We start from the raw sequence: 22425 nt of genomic DNA, 5'->3' as shown, positions 1-22425 counted from the left end.
GCGAGCGACGATGAGCCGCACTATCACTCGACGCCACCTCCTCGCTGTCGCGGCAGCCGCAGCCGCCACCCTGGCGCTGGCCGGCTGCGGCTTCAAGCTGCGCGGCGTGCCGGCCTTCCCCTTCCGCACCCTCCAGCTCGGCGCGGCGCCCCGCTCCGAGCTGGGCGAGGAGCTGCGGCGCCAGCTCGCCGCCGCGCCCGACCTGCGTATCGTCGAGGCGGCGAAAGACGCCGAGGTGGTGCTGGACGTGCTGGACGACAGCATCGGCCGCTCGGTCAGCGCTCCCACGGCCGCCGGCCAGGTGCGCGAAATCACGGTGCGCGCACGGCTGCGCTTTCGCCTGCGCACCCCCGCCGACCGCGAGCTGATCCCGGCCACCACGCTGGAGCTGAGCCAGCCGCTGAGCTACAACGAAAGCGCCGCGCTGGGCAAGGAAAGCGAGGAGACCGAGCTGGTGCGCGAGATGCGCCGCGACCTCACCATGCAGGTGCTGCGGCGGCTGGCCGCGGTGGAGCTCTGATGCAGCTGCGCCTGGATCAGCTCAACGCCCATTTGCAGCGGGAGCTGCGGCCGCTCTACACCTTGTGGGGCGACGAAGCCCTGCTGGTGCAGGAAGCCTGCGACGCGATCCGCGCCGCGGCCCGCCGCGCCGGCCACACCGAACGTACCGTGCACACGGTGGTCGGCGCGCATTTCGACTGGGGCGAGCTGCTGGGTGCCGCGCAGGCGCTGAGCCTGTTCGCCGACAAGCGCCTGATCGAGATTCGCATCCCCGGCGGCAAGCCCGGCAAGGAGGGCTCGGAGGCCTTGCAGCGCTACTGCGAACGCCTCGGCGACGACCTTGTCACCATCGTCGTGCTGCCACGCCTGGACAAGACCACGCAGTCCAGCGGCTGGTTCACCGCGCTCGATGGTGCCGGCGTGACCGTGCGCATCGACCCGGTGGACCGCAAGGTGCTGCCGCAGTGGATCGCCCAGCGCCTGGCGCTCCAGGACCAGCGTGTGCTGGGGGGCGAGGAAGGCCAGCGGACCCTGGCGTTTTTCGCCGACCGGGTCGAGGGCAACCTGCTGGCCGCCCACCAGGAGATCCAGAAGCTGGGCCTGCTCTATCCGCCCGGCGAGCTGAGCTTCGAGCAGGTCGAGGTGGCAGTGCTGAACGTGGCGCGCTACGACGTCTTCAAGCTCTCCGAAGCGGTGCTGGCCGGGCAGGTGGGCCGGGTGCTGCGCATGCTGGACGGGCTGGAGGCGGAGGGCGAGGCCGCGGTGCTGGTGCACTGGACCCTGGCCGAGGACATCCGCATGCTCAAGCGCGTCAAGGACGCCCTGCTGGCGGGCCGGCCGCTGCCGATGGCGCTGCGTGAGCAGCGTGTCTGGGGCGTCAAGGAAAAGCTGTTCGAGCGTGTGCTGCCGCGCCTGTCGGACCGCAGCGTCGATGCGCTGCTCGACGCGGCCCAGGTCTGCGACGGCCTGGTCAAGGGCCTGCGCCATCCCGACTGGCCAGCCGAGCCCTGGGCCGCGCTGCGGCGGCTGGCGCTGATGGTGGTGGAGGCCGTGTCCGCCCCGGTCAGCCCGCGCGAGGCCGAAGGGCGCTGGCTGGCTTTGCGGGCCTGAGTCCGCGAGGCCCGGAACTCCGCGCACACGGGGTGCCGGGGCGTTCTCAATCCCTCATCATCTCCATCAGCACGCGCGCCATCAGCAGGGGGCGGCGATAGACACTGCGCGGCTTGAGCAGGTGCTGCACCTCGACCGTCAGCTTGTGGACCGCGGGCTCGCGGGCTGCGAGGCGCATCAGCGCGGCGGCGAACTTGAGATGGCGCTTCAGGTCGGGCGGGCGTCGGCCGATGGTTTCGGGGAAGACAAAGTCAGGGATTGCCGCCAGGGCCCAGGGAGCTTCCAACAGGGACTGCAGTTCCGCAAAAAACGCTGGGGCCAGCTTGGCGAGCGGATCGCTTCGGCGCGCCAATCGGGTCAGCAGATCGCGCAGCGCGACGGCTTCTTGCGCTGCCACGCTCATGCCCTGTCCGTAGACCGGGTTGAACCGGCAGACCGCGTCGCCGATGGGCAGCAGCCCGCGCGGAAACGCTCGCACGTGCTCGAAGTGCCGCCGCACGCTTTGCGGGAAGGCATAGCGCGCGACGTTGCCGATGCGCTTGGCATCACGAATGGCGTTGTAGATCGTCGGCGTGCGCAGTTGTCGCACACAGTCGAGAAAGCCCGTGTCGTCGCTCGGCGGCTTGTCGGCGCCGCGGCCGCCCAGACTCACCATCCAGCGACGGCCTTCGAGCGGGAGCATCAGCGCGCCTCGGCTGCTCTGCGGTGCGATTGGAAAGGTCATCACGCCTTTCCAGTCGGACGGCGCGTGTTCGGGAATCTCGTAGGTGGCCGAGGCATAGCCGATGTCGACGCCGATGCTGGTCTCTCCCGGCGCGGCGCGGCCTGTCGATTGTAAAAAGGCGAGCGTGGGCACAGCGCGTCCGGAGGCATCGATCACCAGATCGGTGGGCAGCATGTGAGCGGCTCCGTAGGCATCCTCCCAACGCACACCGACGGCCGCCGCACCATCGGCGCTGCTCACGATCCCGATGACGCGGCACTGCGGCTGAAGCTGCACCTTGCCCTGTTCGGTGGTGCGCAGCCGCACCGCGAACTCGATCGCGGGCCTTGAGACGGCGTAGGTGAGCAGGCCCAGGTCGCGCACAGGAAAGGGATCGAAACCGGGGCGTTCGAGGCGGATGTCCAGGCCCGCGCGCAAGGGCACCGCGCCCGCACGCACCAGGTCATCCTCGAAGCCCGGGAACAGCCCCGCCAGCGCCTTCAGCCCACCGGCCAGCAAGGCATGCACATGGCGCGCCTGCGGCGTCCCTGCGCGCTCACACGCCTGCACCGGCAGGCTGTCGCGCTCGAGCACCGTGACCTGTTCGAAATGCCCGGCCAGCGCACGCGCGGCCGCCAGCCCGCTGATGCCGGCACCGATCACCACAGCTTGTCTGCCCACGAGGCTTGCCGTCATGGTTCTGCTCCTCCACGATTCGATGGAAGGGGTCATCGACCCACTGCGGCAGAGAGCGCACGCGTGCCAGGGTCGAGACCGACCGGCTTGTCCCACACGGCACAGCCAATGCGGGACAGAACTGACTTTAGTTCCTTGGTGGTGTGGCCGGTATCCGACTTCCGGGGGAGGCGCTGTGCGTCGCGCGGCAGGCCTGCTCAGTACCCTCTTGCCGCATCGACCAGGTGGCTCAGCGCCTGCCCGGCCCGCAGGGCTCGCACATTCGCCGCCGCGATGCGGGCGGCCGTCACCGGGTCGGTCTGCGCCGCAACATGCGGCAGCACCGTGACCCGAGGGTGCGACCACAGCAGGCTGTCGGCCGGCAGCGGCTCGCGGGCGAACACGTCCAGCACCGCCCGGTGCAGCCGCCCTTCCTCCAAGGCCACCAGGAGATCCGCTTCCACCACGTGGCTGCCTCTTGCCAGGTTCACCAGGCTGCTGCCTTCGCGCATGCGGGTGAAGGTTCTGGCGTTGAACAGGCCCTCGGTGGCCGGCGTCAGCGGCAGCAGGTTGACGACCACCTCGGCCTCGGCCAACGCCTGCTCCAGCCCTTCCGGCCCGGCGTAGCAGGCCACGCCGGGCAGTGCCGCCGGACGCCGGCTCCAGCCCGCGACGCGGTAGCCGTTGCGCACCAGCCGCCCGGCCACCGTGCGGCCCATCTCGCCCAGCCCGAGCACCAGCACGCGAAACGCGTCGGCACGGCGCTGGCCGTGCCGCAGCCAGCGGGCCTCGCGCTGCTGCTCGGCGTAGTCGAAATAGCCCCGCTGCAGCGACAGCACCGCCCACAGCGCGGTCTCGGCCATGGCCTCGTTCATCGCTGGATCCACCATGCGCGCCAGCGGCACCCCGGTCGGCAGCGCCGGGTCGCGCAGCAGCCGGTCCACGCCGGCCCAGAGGGACTGGATCAGCCGCAGCCTGGGCAGGCCCTGCAGGCTGCCCGGCGGCGGGTTGGCGACGATGGCGATCTCGACGGCCTCGCGTTCGGCGGCGCCGAGGTCCGGGTGCCAGACACACCATCGCTCGGGGCCCAGGTGCCGTTCCAGCTCGGTTTGCCAGAGGGCCAGCTCGGGGGCGTCGAAGGAGGTCGCCAGCAGGAGGCTCATGACGCAAACGACATGCGGAAGATCGGAACGGCCTCAGTCCGCGCTGACGATCGCCAGCGCCCGCGTCATGGCGTGCGCCACCGAGCTCGAGCGCACCTGGCTGCGATCGCCCTTGAAGCGCACGCACTCGGTGTGCACCTGCCCGGCGGTGCGCGCAAAACCGAACCACACGGTGCCCACCGGCTTGGCCTCGCTGCCGCCGCCTGGCCCGGCGATGCCGGTCACCGAGATGGCGAACTGGCCGCGCGAATGCTGCAGCGCACCCATCGCCATCGCCAGCGCCACCTCGCGGCTGACGGCTCCGTGGCGTTCGATCAGCTCGCCCGGCACGCCCAGCAACTCGGTCTTGGCCGCGTTGGAATAGGTCACGAAGCCACGCTCGAACCAGTCGCTCGATCCGGCCACCGAGGTGCAGGCGCCGGCGATGAGCCCGCCGGTGCAGGACTCCGCTGTGACGAGCTTCAGGCCGCGCGCGGCCAGCGCCAGGCCCAGCTGGGTGGGCACGGCGTCGGGCCAGGCGGCCGCCTGGGACGTGGACGGCGGGGCGGTGCGGGCTGGACCCATCGGCGTTTCCTCCGTATGCATGTTGATCTCGGCTCGGCTTCAGCGCGCCTTCAGTGCACCAGGGCGCGCCACAGCGCGAACACCAGCAGGGTACAGAAGGCGGCCACCAGGTCGTCGAACAGGATACCGAAGCCGCCACGCCAGCCGCCGCCCTTGAAGCGCCGGTCGGCCCAACGCACCGGACCGGGCTTGGCAGCGTCGAAAAAGCGGAAGCACAGGAAGGCCGCCAGCTGGGTCCACCCACCCCCGCCCGCGTCGCTGCCGGCCGGCGGCGTCAGCAGCCACAACACCAGCCAGAAGGCAATCACTTCGTCCCAGACGATATTGCCCGGGTCCTCGCGGCGCAGGTGGGCGGCGGTGACGGTGCAGGCCCACCAGCCCACCACCGTGCCGGCGACCAGCAGCAGGGCCCAGTGCCGGTCGGTGAGCCACAGGTCCAGCACCGTGAAGCTGAGCCAGGCCCACAGCGTACCGACGGTGCCGGGGGCCACCGGACTCAGGCCGCTGCCGAAGCCGAGTGCCATCCAGTGGGCCGGATGGGAACACAGGAAGCGGACGTCGAGCACCGGCGCTGCGGTGCCCGCAGCCGGGGAGGAAGAGGAAGAGGAGGAGGAGAACAGCATGTTCAGCCGTGGTGGAAATGGTCGAAGGCGGCGAGGCCCAGGTCCAGCAGACGGTCCTGGGCATCAACGATGCGCAAGCCCGGCTCGGCCTCGACGCGGCCGACCCGGGTGACCGGCACGCCGGCCTGAGCGGCGGCGGCCTGCACCTCCGCGTGCCGGTGCGCCGGGGCGCAGAAGAGCAGCTCGTAGTCGTCGCCGCCGGCCAGGCTGCACTCGCGCCGCCAGCGCTCGGGCTGTCCGGCCAGCAGCGCGCTGTGGGGCAGCGCGTCGGCCCACAGGGTGGCGCCGACGCCCGAGCGCCGCAGCACGTGGCCGAGGTCGCCGATCAAGCCGTCGGACAGATCGATCGCGCTGCTGGCGATGCCGCGCAGCGCCATCCCGAGCGCCACCCGCGGGGTGGGCAGTTCCATCGCGCGGCGGGCCCGCTCGAAGTGCTCACCTGGCAGGCTCACGGTACCGCGGAAGGCCTCCAGTGCCAGCCGGGCGTCGCCCAGCACGCCGCTGACCCACAGCTCGTCGCCGGCCCGGGCACCGCTGCGCAGCAGTGCCGCGCCCGGCGGTACTTCACCGTAGACGGTGATGTTGATGACCAGCGGCCCGCGGGTCGTGTCGCCCCCGACCAGCTCGCAGCCGTGCGCATCGGCCAGCGCCAGCAGGCCGCCCGCGAAGGCTTCCAGCCAGCCGGGCTCGGCACGCGGCAGCGACAGGCTCAGGGTGAAGGCCAGCGGCCGGGCGCCGCAGGCTGCCAGATCGGAGAGATTGACGGCCAGGGCCTTGTGGCCCAGCCGCTCGGGAGCCACCGTGGAGAGAAAGTGACGGCCTTCGACCAGCAGGTCGCTGGAGGTCGCGAGTTGCATGCCGGGCTCCAGCCGCAGCAGCGCGCAGTCGTCACCCACACCCAGCGCGGCGCGCTGCACGGGCCGCGAGAAAAAGCGCTCGATCAGTTCGAATTCACCCAGGCTCATGGGCCGATTCTCGCCTACCGGACACAGAGTCCGGCCCGCGCATCGGTCGGCACTCGTGACGACCGCCCGACGCCCTTGACCCTCGGTTCGCAAAAGCCGGCCCGCTGCCCCAGGTCGAGAAATTGCTTGAAGCGCTCATGGACGCTCCGACCTGCCCCCCCGGCTCCGCCCGTGATCGACTTCGAAGCCTGCGGGTTCGGCGCCGGCAGCTACCCGATCGAGGTCGGTTTCGTGCTGCCGGACGGGCGCGCCTTCTGCTCGCTGATCCGCCCCGAGCCCGGCTGGACCCGGTGGGATATCGGCGCCGAGGCGGTCCACGGCATCAGCCGCGCTACCCTGGAGCGGCACGGCCGCCCACCCGGCGATGTGGCCGATCTGCTGGCGGGTCACCTCGACGGCCTGTGCGTCTACAGCGACGGTTGGGGCCACGATTTTGCCTGGCTGCACCAGCTCTACGACGCCGCCGGGCGAGAGCCGGGTTTCCGGCTCGAGAGCCTGCGGACGCTGCTGAGCGAAGAAGCGGCGTCACGCTGGCCGGCCGTCAAGGCCGCGGTGCTGGCACGCACCGGCCTGCAGCGGCACCGTGCCAGCAGCGATGCCAGGGTGCTGCAGCTGGCTCTGCAGGAGTTGCTGGGCCAGCCGGTCGGCTGAAAACCACCTGCTTCAGGCCGCGGCCAGGCGGAAGCCCCGCACCACCTCGGCCAGCGCGGAGGCCTGCTCGCGCAGGCTGGCGGCCGCGGCGCTCGATTGCTCCACCAGCGCGGCGTTCTGCTGCGTGACCAGGTCGAGCTGGTGGACGGCCGTGCCGACCTGGCCGATGCCGGCGCTCTGCTCCTGGCTGGACGCCGAGATCTCGCCGATGATCTGCGCGACACGGTGCACGCTCTCGACGATGCGCTGCATCGTGCCACCCGCGTCGGCGACCAGCACGGCACCCGACTCGACCTTCTCGCCGGAGCTCACGATCAGCGTGCGGATCTCGCGTGCCGCCTGCGAGGAGCGCTGCGCCAGGGTGCGCACTTCGCTGGCCACCACCGCGAAGCCGCGTCCCTGCTCGCCGGCACGGGCGGCCTCGACCGCCGCGTTGAGTGCCAGGATGTTGGTCTGGAAGGCGATGCCGTCGATCACGCCGATGATGTCGGCGATGCGCGCCGACGACTGCCGGATCTCGTCCATCGTCGCGACCACCTGCGACACCACGGCACCGCCCTCGGTCGCCACGCCGGCCGCCGAGGTCGCGAGCTCGTTGGCCTGCCGGGCCGCCTGGGCCGAGCCCTGCACGGCCGAGGTCAGCTGCTCCATCGAAGACGCAGTCTGCTGGATGCTGGAGGCGGCCTGCTCGGTGCGGGAGGAGAGGTCCAGGTTGCCCGCCGCAATCTCGCCGGTGGCGGTGCTCACCGATTCGCTGCTGTCGCGGATGCGCAGCAGCACGCCGTTCATCTTGTCGACGAACACGTTGAAGGAGCGCGCAATCTGCGCCACCTCGTCGCGGCCGGCCACCGGCAGCCGCTGGCTCAGGTCGCCGGTGCCCGCGCCAATGTCCCGCATCGCGTCACGCACCTGGCGCAGGCGCGCGAAGGCGCTGCCGGTCAGCCCCCACATCACGGCAGCCGCGCCGGCGCCCACCAGCAGCAGCGCGAAGGCGGTGGTCGCCAGCACGCTGCGCATGCTGGCATTGGCCTCGTGCTCGTCGAGCGCGACAACCAGGCGCCAGCCGGTGCCGGCCACGTCGGCGGAACGCAGCAGCTTGGCGACGCCACCCACGGCGGCGGGCACCGGCTGTTCGGCACCGGCGAGCGCCTGCAGCGCCGTGGACGTCAGTGCCGGCGCGATGTCGGTCACCGGGTACAGGGTGCGTTTGGCATCCGGATGCGCAATCAGCTTGCCGTCGCCACCGATCAGGAAGGCCAGGCTGGCGGGCGTGGGGTGCACCGAGGTCACGTTGGCGATCACGCCGTCCAGCGCCACGTCGCCGGCCACCACCGCCTGCAGCTGGCCGTCGGCCAGGATGGGCGCGGCGAAGGTTACGACCAGCTTGCCGGTGCCGGCATCCATGTAAGGCTCGGTCACGACGGGCTGGCCCGCCTGCACGGCCTGCTGGTACCAGGGGCGGCTGGTCGGATCGTAGCTGGCGTCCAGGCCCTCGGCATCGGTGAACAGCGCGCGCTTGTCCGGAAAGCCGATGTAGGCGATGTCGAAGCCGGCCGAGCGCTGCAGCTGCCGCAGGAAAGGCATGGGGTCGGCCGCGCGGGCCGCTTCCGCGCCGGCAGCGACGGCGGCCGACTTCAGCCGCACCCACTCGGCGATCGCCAGCGCATGCCCCCCGGTAGCGGACAGCAGCAGCTGGCGCGTGGCCTCCTGGTTGTGGGCACGCGTCAGGTAGTAGGTGGTGGTACCGGTGAGCGTGAGCGCGACGGTCACGATGGCGACCGCGATAAGGAGAATGCGTGTGCGCAGCGAAACAAGCATGAGGCCGAGTCCAGGCAGAAAGAAACAACCCGGGATGCGCAAGGCGACGCACTGCGCCTTGTCGCTCAGGGTCCGCCTGGGTGTTCGGCGGCAGCGCCGAGACCTTGAGGAGTTTTCCTGCGATCCCGGCACTTTGCCGCGGATTGCCCGCCCTCGGCCGCGGCCTCAGCCCGCGTCCAGCCCCGCGCCGCGCAGCAGGTTGGCCAGCTCGACCGCCGACTTCACCTCCATCTTCTCGAAGACGCGGGCGCGGTGCACCTCCACGGTGCGCACGCTGATGTCCAAATCGTCGGCGATCAGCTTGTTGGGCCGGCCCTCGATGACCAGGCGCATCACGTCGCGCTCGCGTTCCGTCAGCTCGGCCAGCTTCTTGCGGATCGCCTGGGCCTCGCGGTGCTGCCCCAGCACCTCGGCGCTGCGCTGCAGCGCCTGCTCGACGCGGTCGACCAGGGCGTTGTCGGAAAACGGCTTCTCGACGAAGTCGAAAGCGCCGCGCTTGACCGCCGCCACCGCGGTCGGCACGTCGGCGTGCCCGGTCAGGAAGATCACCGGCATCACCTCGGTCAGGCCGCGCTCGATCAGCCGGTCGAACAGCGCCAGACCGCTCATGCCTGGCATGCGCACGTCCAGCAGCAGGCAGCAGGGATCGCGCGGCAGCGCCATGCCCTGCGCGCGGCGTTGCTCCAGCATCGCCTCGAAGGCTTCGGCCGAGGCATACCCCTCCGACAACAGCCGGCGCGAGCGCAGCAGCCAGGCCAGCGCGTCACGCAGCACATCCTCGTCGTCGACCAGGTACACCGTGGGGATAGCGTGGGGGCTCATGGCTCGTGGCGGTTCGTGAGGATCAGGGCGGGCTCGCCGGGGCCTGCTCGGCCGCCGCCTCGCGACTGGCGGCGCTGCTGGGCTCCGATGCAAGGGTAAACCGAAAGCAAGCACCGCTGCCGCCGTTGTCGTCGGAGGCGTTCTCGAACAGGAGCACCCCGCCGTGCTGCTCGATCACCGTGCGGCACAGGCTCAGGCCCAGGCCCATGCCTTCGCTCTTGGTCGTGAAGAAGGGCGTGAACAGCTGAGCCGCCACCTCGTCGGCAATGCCAAGCCCCTGGTCGATGACCGAGAACTCGACCCAGCGCGGGTGGGTCTGGCGCGCCTGGAGGGTCAGCACGCGCTGCTCGATCGGCAGCTCCTCCATGGCCTGGATGCCGTTGCGCGTGAGGTTGAGCAGCACCTGCTCGACCATGGTGCGGTCGCAGACGACGCGCGGCATCGGCGCGGGCGCGGTCGGCAGCAGGATCTCGATGCGGGTCGCGCTCTTGCGCGCCTGCAGCCGCACCAGCGGCATCACCGCCTCGATCAGCTGGTCGGCCCGGATGGCCTCGCGCAGGTGCTCGCGGCGGCGCACGAAGTCGTGCACGCTCTTGATCACCCGGCCGGCCCGCTCGGCCTGCTCGGCGATACGCTCGATGGCCTGCTGGATCAGTGGCTGGGTGGCCGGGTCCAGCGGGCCCTCCTGCATCATGTTGATCGAGCCGGTGGCATAGCTGGAGATCGCGGCCAGCGGCTGGTTCAGCTCGTGGCTCAGCAGCGACGCCATCTCGCCAACGGTCGCGAGCCGCGCGGTGGCCTGCAGCTTCTCGTGCTGCTGGCGCGACAGCTCCTCGGCGCGGCGCTGCGCGCTGATGTCGAGCACGGCGCTCATCCAGCCGCTGTGCCGCCCCTGGCCGTCGACCAGCGGCGCTTCGAACACCATCACCGGGAAACGCTCGCCGCTGCGCCGCATGAACACCGTCTCGTAGCCCTCGCGCGGCGGCAGGGTGCCGGCCAGCCGCCCCTGCTGGCGACGGCTGTACTCGGCCATCATCTCGGGCGGCCAGTAGGGCGGCGGGTTCTGCGCGGTCATCTTGCCGATCAGCTCCTCGGCCGGGAAGCCGACCATCTCACAGAAGGCCGGGTTGACGTAGGTGATGCGGCCCTCGCCGTCACGCGCGCGCAGGCCGGTGACCAGCGAATCCTCCATCGCCTTGCGGAAGGCCAGCGCCTCGGCCAGCCCCTGCTCGGCCTCGGCCCGCTTGCGCACATCGCGCACCAGCAGCAGCACCACCGCGCCGAGTGCGAGCGACAGCCCCAGCACCAGCGCGGTGGCGAGGTTGGGGATCAGGTCCGGCTCCCCGGTCGCGCTGTCCAGGCGCAGCTGCAGCGCACTGCCGGGCAGGTCGATCAGGCGCTGGGCGACGAACACCCCGCGGCCGCGCGCGGTGTTGCCCGAGCGCGCCAGCCGGGTGCCGTCGCCCTCGACGAAGGCAAGCTCGTGGTTCTGGCTGCTGACAAGACCCGCCGCCTCGGTCAGCAGTCCCTGCAGCATGTAGGAGGCGACCATGAAACCGTCCAGCCGGCCCTCCTTGACGACCGGCAGGCAGACGTCCAGCAACTCCACGCCCAAGCCACCGGGCAGCGGCACGAAGTAGCTGCGCGAATAGGCCGGACCCGAGAGGCGCCGGGCGGTCGCGCAGGCGACCTCGGCATCGACGTCGATGGACTCGCGCGACAGCATCGCGAACAGCGCCTGCCGGTAGGGCGACTCGGTGTAGGCATGGATATCGAAAGCGAGGTTGCGCAGCTCGATGCGCACCAGCTCGCGCCGTCCGTGCAGCAGCTCGGAGGCGCCGGCGCGCCAGCGCTGAGGGGGAGGATCGCTCCACAGCAGCGCCTGCAGGTTCTGCAGGTCACGGCCCAGCCGCTGCTTGATGTCCGAGGAGGCGAGGGTGGCGGCCTGTTCGACGCGCTCCTGGGCGCGCGAGGACTCGTAGTCGAGCGTCAGGCGCACCAGCGCGGTCTGTGCCACCGCCAGCAAACCCACCAGCAGCACCCACGGCAAAGCGCGGCGCAGCGGGTGCACCTTGCGGGGAGGAGCGGGCTCGGCAGGCATCATGCATTGTCTCTCGCGGCACGCCGGCACTGCGGCCGCCGCCTGCCACTATTGCGAAGCCCGCACGTCTTTTGCATACGCACAATTGCGCATGCCCGGAGGCCGTGCGCTTTGCCACACTTGGCGCGACGCGGGCATGAGAGCGTCATGCGCGTCGCACATGGACCGATGCCGCAAGGCGATCAAACCGTAACGCAGGGCGCCGGCCGGCTCCTACAATCGTTCCCCCGCCCGAGACGCGCTGGTGGACGGCAGCTGTCGATCTGCTGTCGGCTCGTGCAGCCTCGTTCAAGACGGACGCCCATCGCATCAATCACGAAGGACAGTGATGCCCACCGCTGAAGAAAAACGTGCCGAGCTGCGCCGAGCGGCCCTTGAGTACCACGAATACCCGACCCCGGGCAAGGTAGCGATCGCCGCCACCAAGTCGCTGGTCAACCAGCGCGACCTCGCGCTGGCCTACTCGCCCGGTGTGGCAGCGGCCTGCGAGGAGATCGTCAGCGACCCGAACAACGCCTTCCGCTACACCTCCCGCGGCAACCTGGTGGCCGTCGTGACCAACGGCACTGCGGTGCTGGGGCTGGGCGACATCGGCCCGCTGGCCGCCAAGCCGGTGATGGAAGGCAAGGGTGTGCTGTTCAAGAAGTTCGCCGGCATCGACGTGTTCGACATCGAGGTCAACGAGAAGGACCTCGACAAGCTGGTGGACGTGATCGCCGCCTTGGAGCCCACCTTCGGCGGCATCAACCTCGAGGACATCAAGGCGCCGGACTGCTTCTACGTCGAGCGCAAGCTGCGCGAGCGCATGCGCATCCCGGTCTTCCACGACGACCAGCACGGCACCGCAATCGTGGTCGGCGCGGCCACGATCAACGGTCTCAAGGTGGTCGGCAAGGACATCCGCAACGTGAAGCTGGTGTCCTCGGGCGCCGGCGCTGCGGCGCTGGCCTGCCTGAACCTGCTGGTGAAGCTCGGCATGCCGCGCGAGAACATCTGGGTGACGGACCTGGCCGGCGTGGTCTACGAGGGCCGCACCGAGCTGATGGACCCGGACAAGGCCCAGTTCGCGCAGAAGACCGAACTGCGCACGCTCACCGAGGCTATCGAGGGCGCCGACATCTTCCTGGGCCTGTCGGCCGGTGGCGTGCTCAAGCCCCACATGGTGCAGCGCATGGCGGCCAAACCGCTGATCTTCGCGCTGGCCAACCCGACGCCCGAGATCCTGCCCGAGGACGTGAAAGCGGTGCGCGACGACGCGATCATGGCGACCGGCCGCACCGACTACCCGAACCAGGTCAACAACGTCCTGTGTTTCCCCTACATCTTCCGCGGCGCGCTGGACTCGCGTGCGACCACCATCAGTGACGAGATGGAGATCGCCGCCGTGCACGCGATCGCCGAGCTGGCCCAGGCCGAGCAGAGCGAGGTGGTGGCCGCTGCCTATGCCGGCGCGACCCTGAGCTTCGGCCCCGAGTACCTGATCCCCAAGCCCTTCGACCCGCGCCTGATGATGCGCATCGCCCCGGCGGTGGCCCAGGCGGCCGCCGACTCGGGCGTGGCACTGCGCCCGATCGAGGACATGGACGCCTACCGCGAGAAGCTGCAGAGCTTCGTCTATGCCTCGGGCACGACGATGAAGCCCATCTTCGCGGTCGCCAAACGCGCGGAGCACAAGCGGGTCGTGTACTGCGAGGGCGAGGAGGAGCGTGTGCTGCGCGCGGTGCAGGTGGCGGTGGACGAGAACCTGGCCCGCCCGACCCTGATCGGCCGGCCCGAGATCATGCGCCAGCGCATCGAGCGCTTCGGGCTGCGGCTGGAGGAAGGTCGCGACTACGACGTGGTCAACACCGAATGGGACCACCGCTACCGCGACTACTGGCAGACCTACCATCGCATGACCGAGCGCAAGGGCGTCAACGTGCAGCTCGCCAAGATCGAGATGCGCCGCCGCCTGACCCTGATCGGCGCGATGCTGCTGCACAAGGGTGAGGTCGACGGCATGATCTGCGGCACTTGGGGCACGACCTCGATGCACCTGCCCTACATCGACCAGGTCATCGGCAAGCGCGAGGGGGTCAGGACCTACGCCTGCATGAACAGCCTGATCCTGCCCAATCGCCAGATCATGCTGGTGGACACTCACGTCAACTACGACCCGAGTGCCGAGCAGCTCGCCGAGATCACCATCCTGGCCGCCGAGGAAATGCTGCGTTTCGGCCTGCATCCCAAGGCGGCCCTGCTGTCGCACTCCAATTTCGGCTCCAGCAACCAGCCCTCGGCGCTGAAGATGCGCCAGGCCCTGGAGCTGCTGCGCGAGCAGGCGCCCTGGCTGGAGGTGGACGGGGAGATGCACGGCGACGTGGCGCTCGACGCCGAGGACCGCCGCGAGCTCATGCCCAACAGCACCTTGACCGGCGAGGCCAACCTGCTGGTGTTGCCCAACATCGATGCCGCCAACATCAGCTACAACCTGCTGAAGCAGGCCGCCGGCGGCGGCATTGCGATCGGCCCGGTGCTGCTGGGGGCCGCCAAGCCGGTACACATCCTGACGCCCTCGGCGACCGTGCGCCGCATCGTGAACATGACCGCACTGACCGTCGCCGATGCCAATGCGGCACGTTAAATCCCTGTGTCGGAGCGCCGGCCGACATCTGCAGTAGTTCACAGGGGCGGCGCCTTGATGGTGCCGCTCTCGGCCTGACTCCCTGATTCAGGCGGAGCCCGTCGGGGGCCCGACGACCAGACCCGGCAGCGCTCGCATCGCGAGTGACTGCACACATCGAAGGGTCTCAAGGCCCTGCATCTCTGCTGAAATATGTAGCAGCGGCTTGTGGTTTTTCCGCCAAACCAGTACCATCGCGGCTTCAGTTTTCAGGGAAAACCCCGTGGCATCCGCTGCTCGGTCACTTCGGTGGCAGTCGCTCCGCATTTTGAGCGTCACTTTCACCGCGGTGTTGCTGACCCTGCCCCCCGGCCTCTCGACGGCGCGAGACGCAACAAGAGGCGCGACTTCGGGGAACCAGTCGGGTGTCGGCGTTGTCGAACTGGCCCAGTTGCCGCGGCAGGCCCAGGACACCCATCGTCTGATTCGTGAGGGAGGTCCCTTCCCCTACGACAAGGACGGGACGGTGTTCTACAACCGCGAGCGCTTGCTGCCCGCGAAAACACGTGGCTTCTACCGTGAGTACACGGTCAAGACGCCCCGTGTGCGCCATCGCGGCGCGCGGCGCATCGTGTGCGGAGGCCACCAGCCCACCCTCCCTGAGGCCTGCTATTACAGCGACGACCATTACGCGAGCTTTCGCCGGATCGTCGAATGAATCGTACTAAAGAGGGGATCGTGACCATGCTTTTGCAGACCGTCCGTCCGAACATCGTCCAGTCGATCCGCGCCTTTCGCGTGGAAGACCTGTTGCAGACCGCGCAAGACACCGGTCAGCACTTCCTGTACGCCAACCTGGGCAACGCCCAGACCAAGCAGGAGGTGCTCGAAGGCATCGCCGAGGCCTTTCTGTTCCCGGCCCACTTCGGCAAGAACTTCGACGCGCTCTACGATTGCATGACCGACCTGGTGCACAAGGCCGGTCCCCAGCCGGGCTTCATCGTCGTGCTGGAGCAGATCCCCGACAACCCCCGCTTCGACCGCGAAGCCCGCGAGCAGCTGCTCGATGTCTTCCGCGATGCGGCCGACTACTGGGCAGACCGAAAAATACCATTCAGGTGTTTTTATTCTTTTCTGTAGCCCGCTCCCAGGAAATCGGGTCATGGGAGCGGGCCAACGAAGTGGCCCAAAACAGCGAAATCGCCGCCGCCAAGCCGGCCGCGAGCAAACCGTCCAAGACCGGTGCCAACCCGGCCTTCGGCACCAACATGCCGCTGATGAGCAGCGCCTTCGACACCGCCTGCTGGCTGGCGGCGGCCTGAGGCGCCAGGGGCTCCGGTCCGGCATTGAAAAAGCGGCCTGCGGGCAGCAAAAGCGGCCCGCAGGCCGCTTTTTGCTGCCCGCGCGCCGCGCTCAGGGCGCCGCAGCGACCTGCTGGGCCAGCGCCACGTATTCGGCCACCGGCACTTCCTCGGCACGCCGCTGGAGATCGAACCCGCCTCGGTAGCCTTGCTGCTCCAGCCAGCGTCCCAGGCTGTGCCGCAGCAGCTTGCGGCGTTGCGAGAAGGCCACCGCCACCAGCTCGCCCAGGCGAGCCCGGTCGAGCACCGGCGGCACCGGCCGCGGCGTCAGCCTGACCACCGCGGAGTCAACCCGCGGCGGCGGCTCGAAGGCCTCCGGCGGCACCTCGAACAGCGACTCGACGTCGTAGCGCCATTGCAGCATCACGCTGAGCCGGCCGTAGTCCTTGTGGCCGGGCCCCGCGGCCATGCGGTCGACCACTTCCTTCTGCAGCATGAAATGCTGGTCCTCGATGATGTCGACCTGCTCGAGCAGGTGGAAGGCGATCGGCGAGGAGATGTTGTAGGGCAGGTTGCCGACCACCCGCAGCCGGATGGCGCCCAGTTGCGCGGCCAGCGCCCGGAAGTCCACCTTGAGCACGTCAGACTCGACCACCGTCAGTTCGGGGCGCTTGCGCAGCCGCGCCGCGAGGTCGCGGTCGAGCTCGATCACCGTCAGGCGCTCGCAGCGCTCCAGCAGCGGGTCGGTGAGCGCGCCCAGGCCGGGGCCGATCTCTACCAAGGTGTCGCCGGGCCGCGGATCGATGGCCTTGACGATGCCGTCGAGCACCGAGGTGTCGGTCAGGAAGTGCTGACCGAAACGCTTGCGGGCGACGTGTTTCATGGTCGGGCGCTCACTGCGGCGCCTCGCGCATCTCGATATAGGCCTGGTTGCGGATCTCGCGCGCCCACTCGGCGTAGGCGCTGTCGAACTTCTGCTCGCGCAGCGCGTTGGTCGCGAGTTCGCGCTGCTGGCGGGCGTCGAGCTGCGCCTCGCGGCGTTCGGTGAGCTGGACCAGGTGGGCGCCGAAGCGCGACATGAAGGGCTCGGACAGCTTGCCGACGGCGAGCTGGTTGAGCACCTGCTCGAACTCGGGCACGAACTGGCCGGGATTGGCCCAGCCCAGATCGCCGCCCTGCGAGGCGCTGCCGTCCTCCGAGAACTCGCGCGCCAGCTGGGCGAAGCCGGCCTGGCCACTTTCGACCTGGCGTTTGTAGTCGGCCAGGCGACGCAGGGCGGTCTGCTGCGTCAGCTGAGGTGAAACGCGCAGCAGGATGTGACGCGAGCGCGTCTGCGTGATGGCCAGGCCGCGGCTGTCCTTGCGCTCGATGAGCTTGAGCACGTGGTAGCCGGCGCCCGAGCGCACCGGCTGGCTCACCAGCTCGCCGGCCTTGAGGTCGCTGACCGCCTGCACGAAGAGGTCGGGCAGGCGGTCGGCCGAGCGCATGCCGAGCTGGCCGCCCTGGTCCTTGTTGGGACCATCGGAGTAGTCACGCACCAGCTCCGCAAAAGCGGTGCCGGCCTTGGCCCGCGCGAGCACGTCCTCGGCCCGCGCGCGGCGTTCGGCGTCCTGCTGGGGCGTGGCGCCCTCGGGCACCGCGACCAGCACCTGGGCGATGTTGTATTCGGCGGCGCCGGCAGCCTCGCCGCGCAGTTCGTTGAGGAACTTCTGGATGTCGGCGTCGCTGACCCGGATGCGGGCCTGCACCTCACGCTCGCGCAGGCGGCTGAGCATCAGCTCGTCGCGCACGTTGTTTCGGAAGCGCGCGAAGTCGATGCCCTGGTTGCGCAGGCGCTCGCGCAGCTGCGGCAGCGAGAGCTGGTTCTGCGCCGCCACGTTGCCGACCGCACGGTCGATCTCGGCCTCATCGATGCGCAGGCCGATGTTGCGGGCGTGCGAGAGCTGCGCACGGTCGTCGATCAGGGCGTCCAGCACCTGCTGGCGCAGCTGCTCGCGCGGCGGCAGGCGGGCGCCGTTGCGGGCCGCGTCCTGCTCGATGCGCGCCAGGCGCTGCTGCACATCGTTGTTGGTGACCAGCTCCTGGTTCACCACGGCCACGATGAAATCGCCGCCGCGGGCCGCGGAGCCGCTCTGCGGCAGCGCAAGGCCCGGCGCCAGCAGGAAGGCCGCGGCAGCGGCCGCGACGCGGCGTCGCAGGCTGCGCAGCAAGGAAAAGGATGGGGTCATACGTCGTGTAGGGTTCGGCTGCGTTTATTCGTCGCGCAGCGGTTGGTAGCCCGGGATATTGTCCTGCCAGACCCGCAGCGGATTGGCGCCGAAACCGAGCCGGGACAGACCGACGAATTCGAGCTGGAACATCAGGCGGGTGGTGCCCTCGCTGCGGCTGATCGAGTTTCGTTCGACCGCCAGGCGGCCGATCCAGCAGCCGGCGTCGTACTCGAAGCCCATCAGGGATTCGGTCAGGCGCCGCTCGCGCATGCTGTAGTTGGCCCGCCCGACCGTGTAGAGCGATGCGGTGCAGCCCGAGCCGCTCGCGCTTTGCGAGGGCTTGCCGCGGTAGAGCGGCCACTGCCAACCGAGGTCGATCTGCTCGCTGGAGCCGCGCGTGAAGGTGTAGTTCGCCCCGAGGGTGCGGAAGTTCCCGGGCGAGAACCGCACGCCGACCGTGGAGCGCACGGTGCGGCGGATATCCGGGTTGTACTGGGTCGAAGCGCTGAGCCACCAGTTGGGGATCACGCCCGTGGAGCCGGTCAACATCACGTCGCTGAAGCGCTCCTCGAAGGGCTCGCCCTCGGGCGTGATGCGCTGCTCGCGGAGCAGGTAGCGCTGCGCCAGGCCCAGGCGCAACGCCTCGGCACCGCTGGCCTCGTCGAAAAAGCGCGTGTAGGCACCCAGGGTCAGATGATGGGCGTCGGCGACACGGTCCACCCCCGAGAACGGGTTGTCGGTGAACAGCGAGGTGAGGTTGAAGTCCTTCGCTGCGGAGTCGAACACCGGGATGTCGCTCTGGTCGCGATAGGGTGTGTTGACGTACAGCAGCCGGGGCTCGAAGGTCTGCAGGTAGCGCCGCCCGAACCACTCGGCCTGGCGCTCGAAGATCCAGCCGTTGTCGATGCTGAAGGTCGGGATGGCACGCGCTTCGGAGCGCCGGCCCTCGCTGCGGGTTGCGTCGATGCTGTAGCTGGCTGCATTGAGCGACAGCCGCGGCCGCAAATACCAGCCCGGCGTGTCGACCACCGACCAGCTCAGGCTGGCCAGGGCATGCACGCGGGTGGCGTCGGGCCGGTCGTCGGCAGCGCTGGCACGGTCGTAGAGCGCGAAGCGATTGATCTCGGTCTCGACCGAGGCGCTGAAGCCGCCGCCCAGGTCCAGACCGCGCCTCACGCCCACCTGCGGCTCGCGGGAATAGGGCGCCTCGATCGGCGAGGCCGGGTCCTGCAACACCTGCCAGCGTTGCACCCGCGTATAAAGGTTCCAGTCCTGCAGCCACCAGCTCGCATGCGCGTTGCCCGGCAGCAGCCGGCGCGTCAGGCCGGGGATGTTGCGCTCCAGATCTTCCCAGTAGTCGTCGTCGGACACGCGGTTGACGTCCACCCCGTAGCGGCCCTCGAAGGGCAGCCGGCCGTCATGCAGGAAGTGCACCAGGCTGCGCGAGCCGCCCCAGACGCGGTCTTGCGGCAGCAGGTGAAGGTTGAGCTCGCCCTCGTAGTCGGGCTGCAGGTAGCGCGCCTGAGCGCCCAGGGTGGCACCGCGCTTGGTCATGATGCCGGGCGCCAGCGTCATGTCGAAGTTGGGCGCGATGTTCCAGTAGTAGGGGACCGCGAACTCGAAGCCGCTTTTGCTGTCGAAGCCCGGCGTGGGCGGCAGCCAGCCCGACTTGCGCTTGTCCGACAGCGGAAAGCTCAGGTAGGGCGCGCCCAGGATGGGCACGCCGTAGAAGGTCAGCACCCCGCCCTCGGCAGTGCCGACGTCGTTCTCGAAGTCCAGATGGACGTGCCGCCCCTTGAGCATCCAGGCGTAGTCGCCCTGGTCGTCGGGGGTGCAGCTGGAGTAGGTGGCGGCGGTCGCCGAAACCCGTTGCTGGCCCAGGAAGTCAATGCGCTCAGCCTGCCCGCCGGCCTGCGTCACGGCGAAAAAATAGCTGGGGTTGATAAAAAAGCCTTCGTAGCGCTGGATCTGCAGCTGCAGCTCCGGGCCGCTGAAGACATTGCCGTCGCGGGTGATCTTGACGTTGCCGCGCGCCTTGGCGATGCCCTTCGGGATGTCGTACTCGAGGCGGTCGGCACGGATGGTGGTCGGCCCGCGCTTGAGCTCGACGTCGCCTTCGGCGATGGCGTCGATGTCGGGACGGCCACGCAGCTCGCGGGCCTCCACGGTGACGGGCAGTTGATTTTCGTCGCTCGGGGCGGGCGCGGCCTGCTGCGCCTGGACGCTGCACCATGCGGCGAGCAAGCAGGCTGCGGCCACGGGTCGCAGGCGAGGGACAGGCGTGACGGGAGGCTGGCGATGCAAAACAGTCGGGCGGCTGAAGGCGGTGGACACACAGCGGGGCTGTGAAGGATCACCGCGGCTGGGCCCTCCTGCACGATGCCCCTGGCCGGGCGGTTTGTAGAATCGATTATTCCATGAGCCTTCGCAGCAGCCATCGCGCGGCCCTTTTGCCGGGCCGCCACAGCCTCTTCGTCCGGCTTCGTATGGCGCAAATCCGCCGTGACCGGGTGCTCCGCGCGCCCGGCAACAGCGGCGGCGCACCTGACCTTCTCGCTTCCTCGCCATGACTTCTCAAGCAGCGATCCCCCCCGCGATCCACTGGGCCGACGAGCAGCGCCGCGCCGCCTTCGAGCGCTGGCTCGTCAGCCTGAGCCGGCACGGGATCGATCCGGCGTCGCTGCGCAGCGCCAGCGCCGATGCCAGCTTCCGCCGCTACTTCCGGGTCGACAGCGCCGAGGGCAGCCGCATCATCATGGACGCACCGCCCAGCCACGAGGACTGCCGGCCTTTCGTCAAGGTCGGCCGGATGCTGCGCACGGCCGGGCTGAACGCGCCCGAGATCCTCGAGTGGAACGAGGCCGACGGCTTCATGCTGCTGTCCGACCTCGGCACCACCACCTACCTGGCCCGGCTGGACGCAAGCAGCGCCCCCGACCTCTACGACGACGCGACCACCGCGCTGGTGCGCATGCAGGCCATCGCCGCCGCGACCGAGGTACCGCCCTATGACCGCGCCCTGCTGACGCGCGAGCTGCAACTCTTCCCCGACTGGTACATCGTGCGCCACGCCGGCGTCGAACTCAGCGACGACGAGCGCCGCCTGCTGCACGAGTCGTTCGAGCTCATCCTCAAGGCCACGCTGGCCCAGCCGGCGGTGCTGGTGCACCGCGACTACCACTCGCGCAACCTGATGGTGTGCAACGCGCCCGGCAATCCCGGCGTGATCGACTTCCAGGACGCGGTCTGGGGGCCCATCACCTACGACCTCGCCTCGCTGCTGCGCGACGCGTACATCGAGTGGGAGGAGGAGCAGCAGATCGACTGGGCGGTGCGCTACTGGCAGAAGGCGCGCAAGGCCGGTCTTCCGGTCAGCGACGACTTCGGCGAGTTCTGGCGCGACTTCGAATGGATGGGGCTGCAGCGCCACCTCAAGGTGCTCGGCATCTTCTGCCGCCTCTACCACCGGGACGGCAAGGACGGCTACCTCAAGGACCTGCCGATGGTGTGGCGCTATGCACACCGCGTGGCGGCGCGCTACCGGGTGCTCACCCCGCTGGCCCAGCTGCTCGAGCGCCTGGCGGGCGAGCAGCGCGAGGCCGGCTACACCTTCTGAACGGCGCCCCTCAGGCCGCCCACTCCAGCGGTTCCGTGCCGGCCTCACGGTCGGCCGGGTCGCGGAAGGGTCCGGTCTCGCAGCCGGCCGCGGCCAGCCAGGGGTCGCGGTCCTCGGCGCCGAAGGTGTTGATCAGGAAGTCCATGAAGGCTCGCGTGCGCGCCGGCACGTACTTGCGGCTGGGCATGGCCGCGTAGATCGTGTAGCTCATGATGCGCCACTCCGGCAGCACACGCTCCAGCGCGTGTTCCAGCAGCGCGTCCTCGACCATGAAGGACGGCAGGCCGACGATGCCGAGCCCCGCCAGCGCGGCCGCGTAGAGCGTGTCGATATGGTGGGTGGTCAGGGCCGCGCGCGGCTCGACCTCGACCCCGCCGGTCGCGGCAGCCCCGAAGGGGCAGCTCTCGAAGCGCCAGGTGCGCGGCACGCTGGGCAGGTTGGCGATCAGGCATTCGTGGTCGGCCAGGTCGGTGGGCTGTTGCGGCCGGCCGCGCTTCTCCAGGTAGGACGGCGCGGCGCAGGCGACCACCTCGGTGCGGGCCAGCTTGCGGGCGACGAAGTCGCCGGTCAGCGGCCGCGGCCCGACGATCAGGATGGACACGTCATAGGCCTCGTCAGCCGCCTCCACCGGCCCGCCCGCGGTCAGGTCCACCGTGACCTTGGGGCACTGGTCGCGGAACTTGGGCAAGTGCTTGGCGAGCTGGTGGACCGCGAAGGCGCCCGACACCAGCACCCTCAGATGGCCCTTCGGTTCGGCCACCGCCGCGCTCGCCAGGGCCTCCGCCTCCTCCACCTCGGTGAGGATCTGGCGCACCCGTTCGAGGTAGGTCTCGCCGATGTCGGTGAGCGCCAGCCTGCGGGTGGTGCGCTGGATCAGGCGGGCGCCGAGATGCGCCTCCAGGTCCGCCACCAGCCGGGTCACCACCGCGGCCGACAGGTCCAGGGCCCGGGCTGCAGCGGCGAAGCTGCCCTCGTCGATGACCTTGGAGAACACGCGCAT

Annotated in this window: 20 protein-coding genes; 8 read left to right on the top strand and 12 right to left on the bottom strand. The window is 69.8% G+C overall.

What is annotated here, in order from left to right; genetic code table 11:
- Positions 1-10 precede the first annotated feature (10 nt).
- Positions 11-520, top strand: coding sequence for an LPS assembly lipoprotein LptE (lptE, locus tag OOT46_RS01955; RefSeq protein ID WP_265401899.1), 510 nt, complete (start codon positions 11-13; stop codon positions 518-520).
- Positions 520-1611, top strand: coding sequence for a DNA polymerase III subunit delta (holA, locus tag OOT46_RS01950; RefSeq protein ID WP_265401898.1), 1092 nt, complete (start codon positions 520-522; stop codon positions 1609-1611). The genes lptE and holA overlap by 1 nt, the downstream gene beginning before the upstream one ends.
- A 46-nt stretch (positions 1612-1657) precedes the next feature.
- On the opposite strand, the gene OOT46_RS01945 is transcribed toward holA, so the two are convergent.
- The 5 genes from OOT46_RS01945 to thiL form a co-directional block, all read right to left on the bottom strand.
- Positions 1658-3010 carry an FAD-dependent oxidoreductase gene (locus tag OOT46_RS01945; protein ID WP_416136134.1) on the bottom strand — a complete coding sequence of 451 codons (1353 nt, stop codon included), beginning with the start codon at positions 3008-3010 and terminating at the stop codon, positions 1658-1660.
- A gap of 197 nt (positions 3011-3207) precedes the next feature.
- Positions 3208-4152, bottom strand: coding sequence for a 2-hydroxyacid dehydrogenase (locus tag OOT46_RS01940; RefSeq protein WP_265401896.1), 945 nt, complete (start codon positions 4150-4152; stop codon positions 3208-3210).
- Positions 4153-4185: 33 nt separating this feature from the next.
- Entirely contained in the window at positions 4186-4716 is a 531-nt protein-coding gene (locus OOT46_RS01935) for a CinA family protein (RefSeq protein ID WP_265401895.1), read from the bottom strand.
- Positions 4717-4766: 50 nt separating this feature from the next.
- Positions 4767-5339 carry a phosphatidylglycerophosphatase A gene (locus OOT46_RS01930; protein WP_265401894.1) on the bottom strand — a complete coding sequence of 191 codons (573 nt, stop codon included), beginning with the start codon at positions 5337-5339 and terminating at the stop codon, positions 4767-4769.
- Positions 5340-5341: 2 nt separating this feature from the next.
- Positions 5342-6298: a thiamine-phosphate kinase gene (gene thiL / locus OOT46_RS01925; RefSeq protein WP_265402110.1), complete on the bottom strand. Its 957-nt coding sequence runs from the start codon at positions 6296-6298 to the stop codon at positions 5342-5344.
- A 177-nt stretch (positions 6299-6475) separates the two neighbouring features.
- Here thiL and OOT46_RS01920 point away from each other — a divergent pair, with 177 nt between their 5' ends.
- Positions 6476-6955 (top strand): hypothetical protein, encoded by a 480-nt coding sequence (locus OOT46_RS01920; RefSeq protein ID WP_265401893.1) that lies wholly within the window; start codon positions 6476-6478, stop codon positions 6953-6955.
- Between the two features lie 12 nt (positions 6956-6967).
- On the opposite strand, the gene OOT46_RS01915 is transcribed toward OOT46_RS01920, so the two are convergent.
- The 3 genes from OOT46_RS01915 to OOT46_RS01905 form a co-directional block, all read right to left on the bottom strand.
- A complete protein-coding gene (locus OOT46_RS01915) occupies positions 6968-8773 on the bottom strand; it encodes a methyl-accepting chemotaxis protein (RefSeq protein ID WP_265401892.1) in 1806 nt (601 codons plus the stop codon).
- Between the two features lie 165 nt (positions 8774-8938).
- The gene (locus tag OOT46_RS01910) at positions 8939-9595 is read right to left on the bottom strand and encodes a response regulator transcription factor (RefSeq protein ID WP_265401891.1); all 657 of its coding nucleotides are present in this window, start codon (positions 9593-9595) and stop codon (positions 8939-8941) included.
- Positions 9596-9617: 22 nt separating this feature from the next.
- Positions 9618-11699 carry a PAS domain S-box protein gene (locus tag OOT46_RS01905; RefSeq protein ID WP_265401890.1) on the bottom strand — a complete coding sequence of 694 codons (2082 nt, stop codon included), beginning with the start codon at positions 11697-11699 and terminating at the stop codon, positions 9618-9620.
- Between the two features lie 325 nt (positions 11700-12024).
- Between OOT46_RS01905 and OOT46_RS01900 the strand changes: the two genes are divergently transcribed.
- The 4 genes from OOT46_RS01900 to OOT46_RS01885 all read left to right on the top strand — a co-directional run bounded on the left by OOT46_RS01900 (position 12025) and on the right by OOT46_RS01885 (position 15620).
- The gene (locus OOT46_RS01900; protein WP_265401889.1) at positions 12025-14319 is read left to right on the top strand and encodes an NADP-dependent malic enzyme; all 2295 of its coding nucleotides are present in this window, start codon (positions 12025-12027) and stop codon (positions 14317-14319) included.
- Between the two features lie 307 nt (positions 14320-14626).
- Positions 14627-15016, top strand: a complete 390-nt coding sequence (locus OOT46_RS01895; RefSeq protein WP_265401888.1) for a ribonuclease — start codon at positions 14627-14629, stop codon at positions 15014-15016.
- Positions 15017-15042: 26 nt separating this feature from the next.
- Positions 15043-15438: a barstar family protein gene (locus OOT46_RS01890; protein ID WP_265402109.1), complete on the top strand. Its 396-nt coding sequence runs from the start codon at positions 15043-15045 to the stop codon at positions 15436-15438.
- A gap of 41 nt (positions 15439-15479) precedes the next feature.
- Positions 15480-15620 carry a hypothetical protein gene (locus OOT46_RS01885; protein WP_265401887.1) on the top strand — a complete coding sequence of 47 codons (141 nt, stop codon included), beginning with the start codon at positions 15480-15482 and terminating at the stop codon, positions 15618-15620.
- A 91-nt stretch (positions 15621-15711) separates the two neighbouring features.
- Here OOT46_RS01885 and rsmA read toward each other — a convergent pair whose 3' ends face one another.
- From rsmA to OOT46_RS01870, 3 genes are read right to left on the bottom strand one after another with little or no spacing between them, the layout of a single operon-like run.
- Entirely contained in the window at positions 15712-16482 is a 771-nt protein-coding gene (gene rsmA / locus OOT46_RS01880; protein ID WP_265401886.1) for a 16S rRNA (adenine(1518)-N(6)/adenine(1519)-N(6))-dimethyltransferase RsmA, read from the bottom strand.
- Positions 16483-16492: 10 nt separating this feature from the next.
- Positions 16493-17827: a peptidylprolyl isomerase gene (locus tag OOT46_RS01875; RefSeq protein ID WP_265401885.1), complete on the bottom strand. Its 1335-nt coding sequence runs from the start codon at positions 17825-17827 to the stop codon at positions 16493-16495.
- Between the two features lie 24 nt (positions 17828-17851).
- On the bottom strand, positions 17852-20068 hold the full coding sequence (locus tag OOT46_RS01870) for an LPS-assembly protein LptD (RefSeq protein ID WP_265401884.1): 2217 nt from the start codon (positions 20066-20068) through the stop codon (positions 17852-17854).
- 307 nt (positions 20069-20375) lie between these two features.
- Between OOT46_RS01870 and OOT46_RS01865 the strand changes: the two genes are divergently transcribed.
- Positions 20376-21425 (top strand): aminoglycoside phosphotransferase family protein, encoded by a 1050-nt coding sequence (locus OOT46_RS01865; protein WP_265401883.1) that lies wholly within the window; start codon positions 20376-20378, stop codon positions 21423-21425.
- 10 nt (positions 21426-21435) lie between these two features.
- Here the strand turns inward: OOT46_RS01865 and OOT46_RS01860 are convergent.
- Positions 21436-22425: LysR family transcriptional regulator (locus tag OOT46_RS01860; protein WP_265401882.1), on the bottom strand; the 990-nt coding region annotated here is incomplete at its 5' end.

The organism is Aquabacterium sp. A7-Y (assembly GCF_026153205.1).
In the GTDB taxonomy this organism is placed as follows: Bacteria; Pseudomonadota; Gammaproteobacteria; order Burkholderiales; family Burkholderiaceae_C; genus Caldimonas.
Note: the sequence above shows the minus strand (reverse complement) of the source record. Positions and strands in the feature narration are given on the sequence as shown.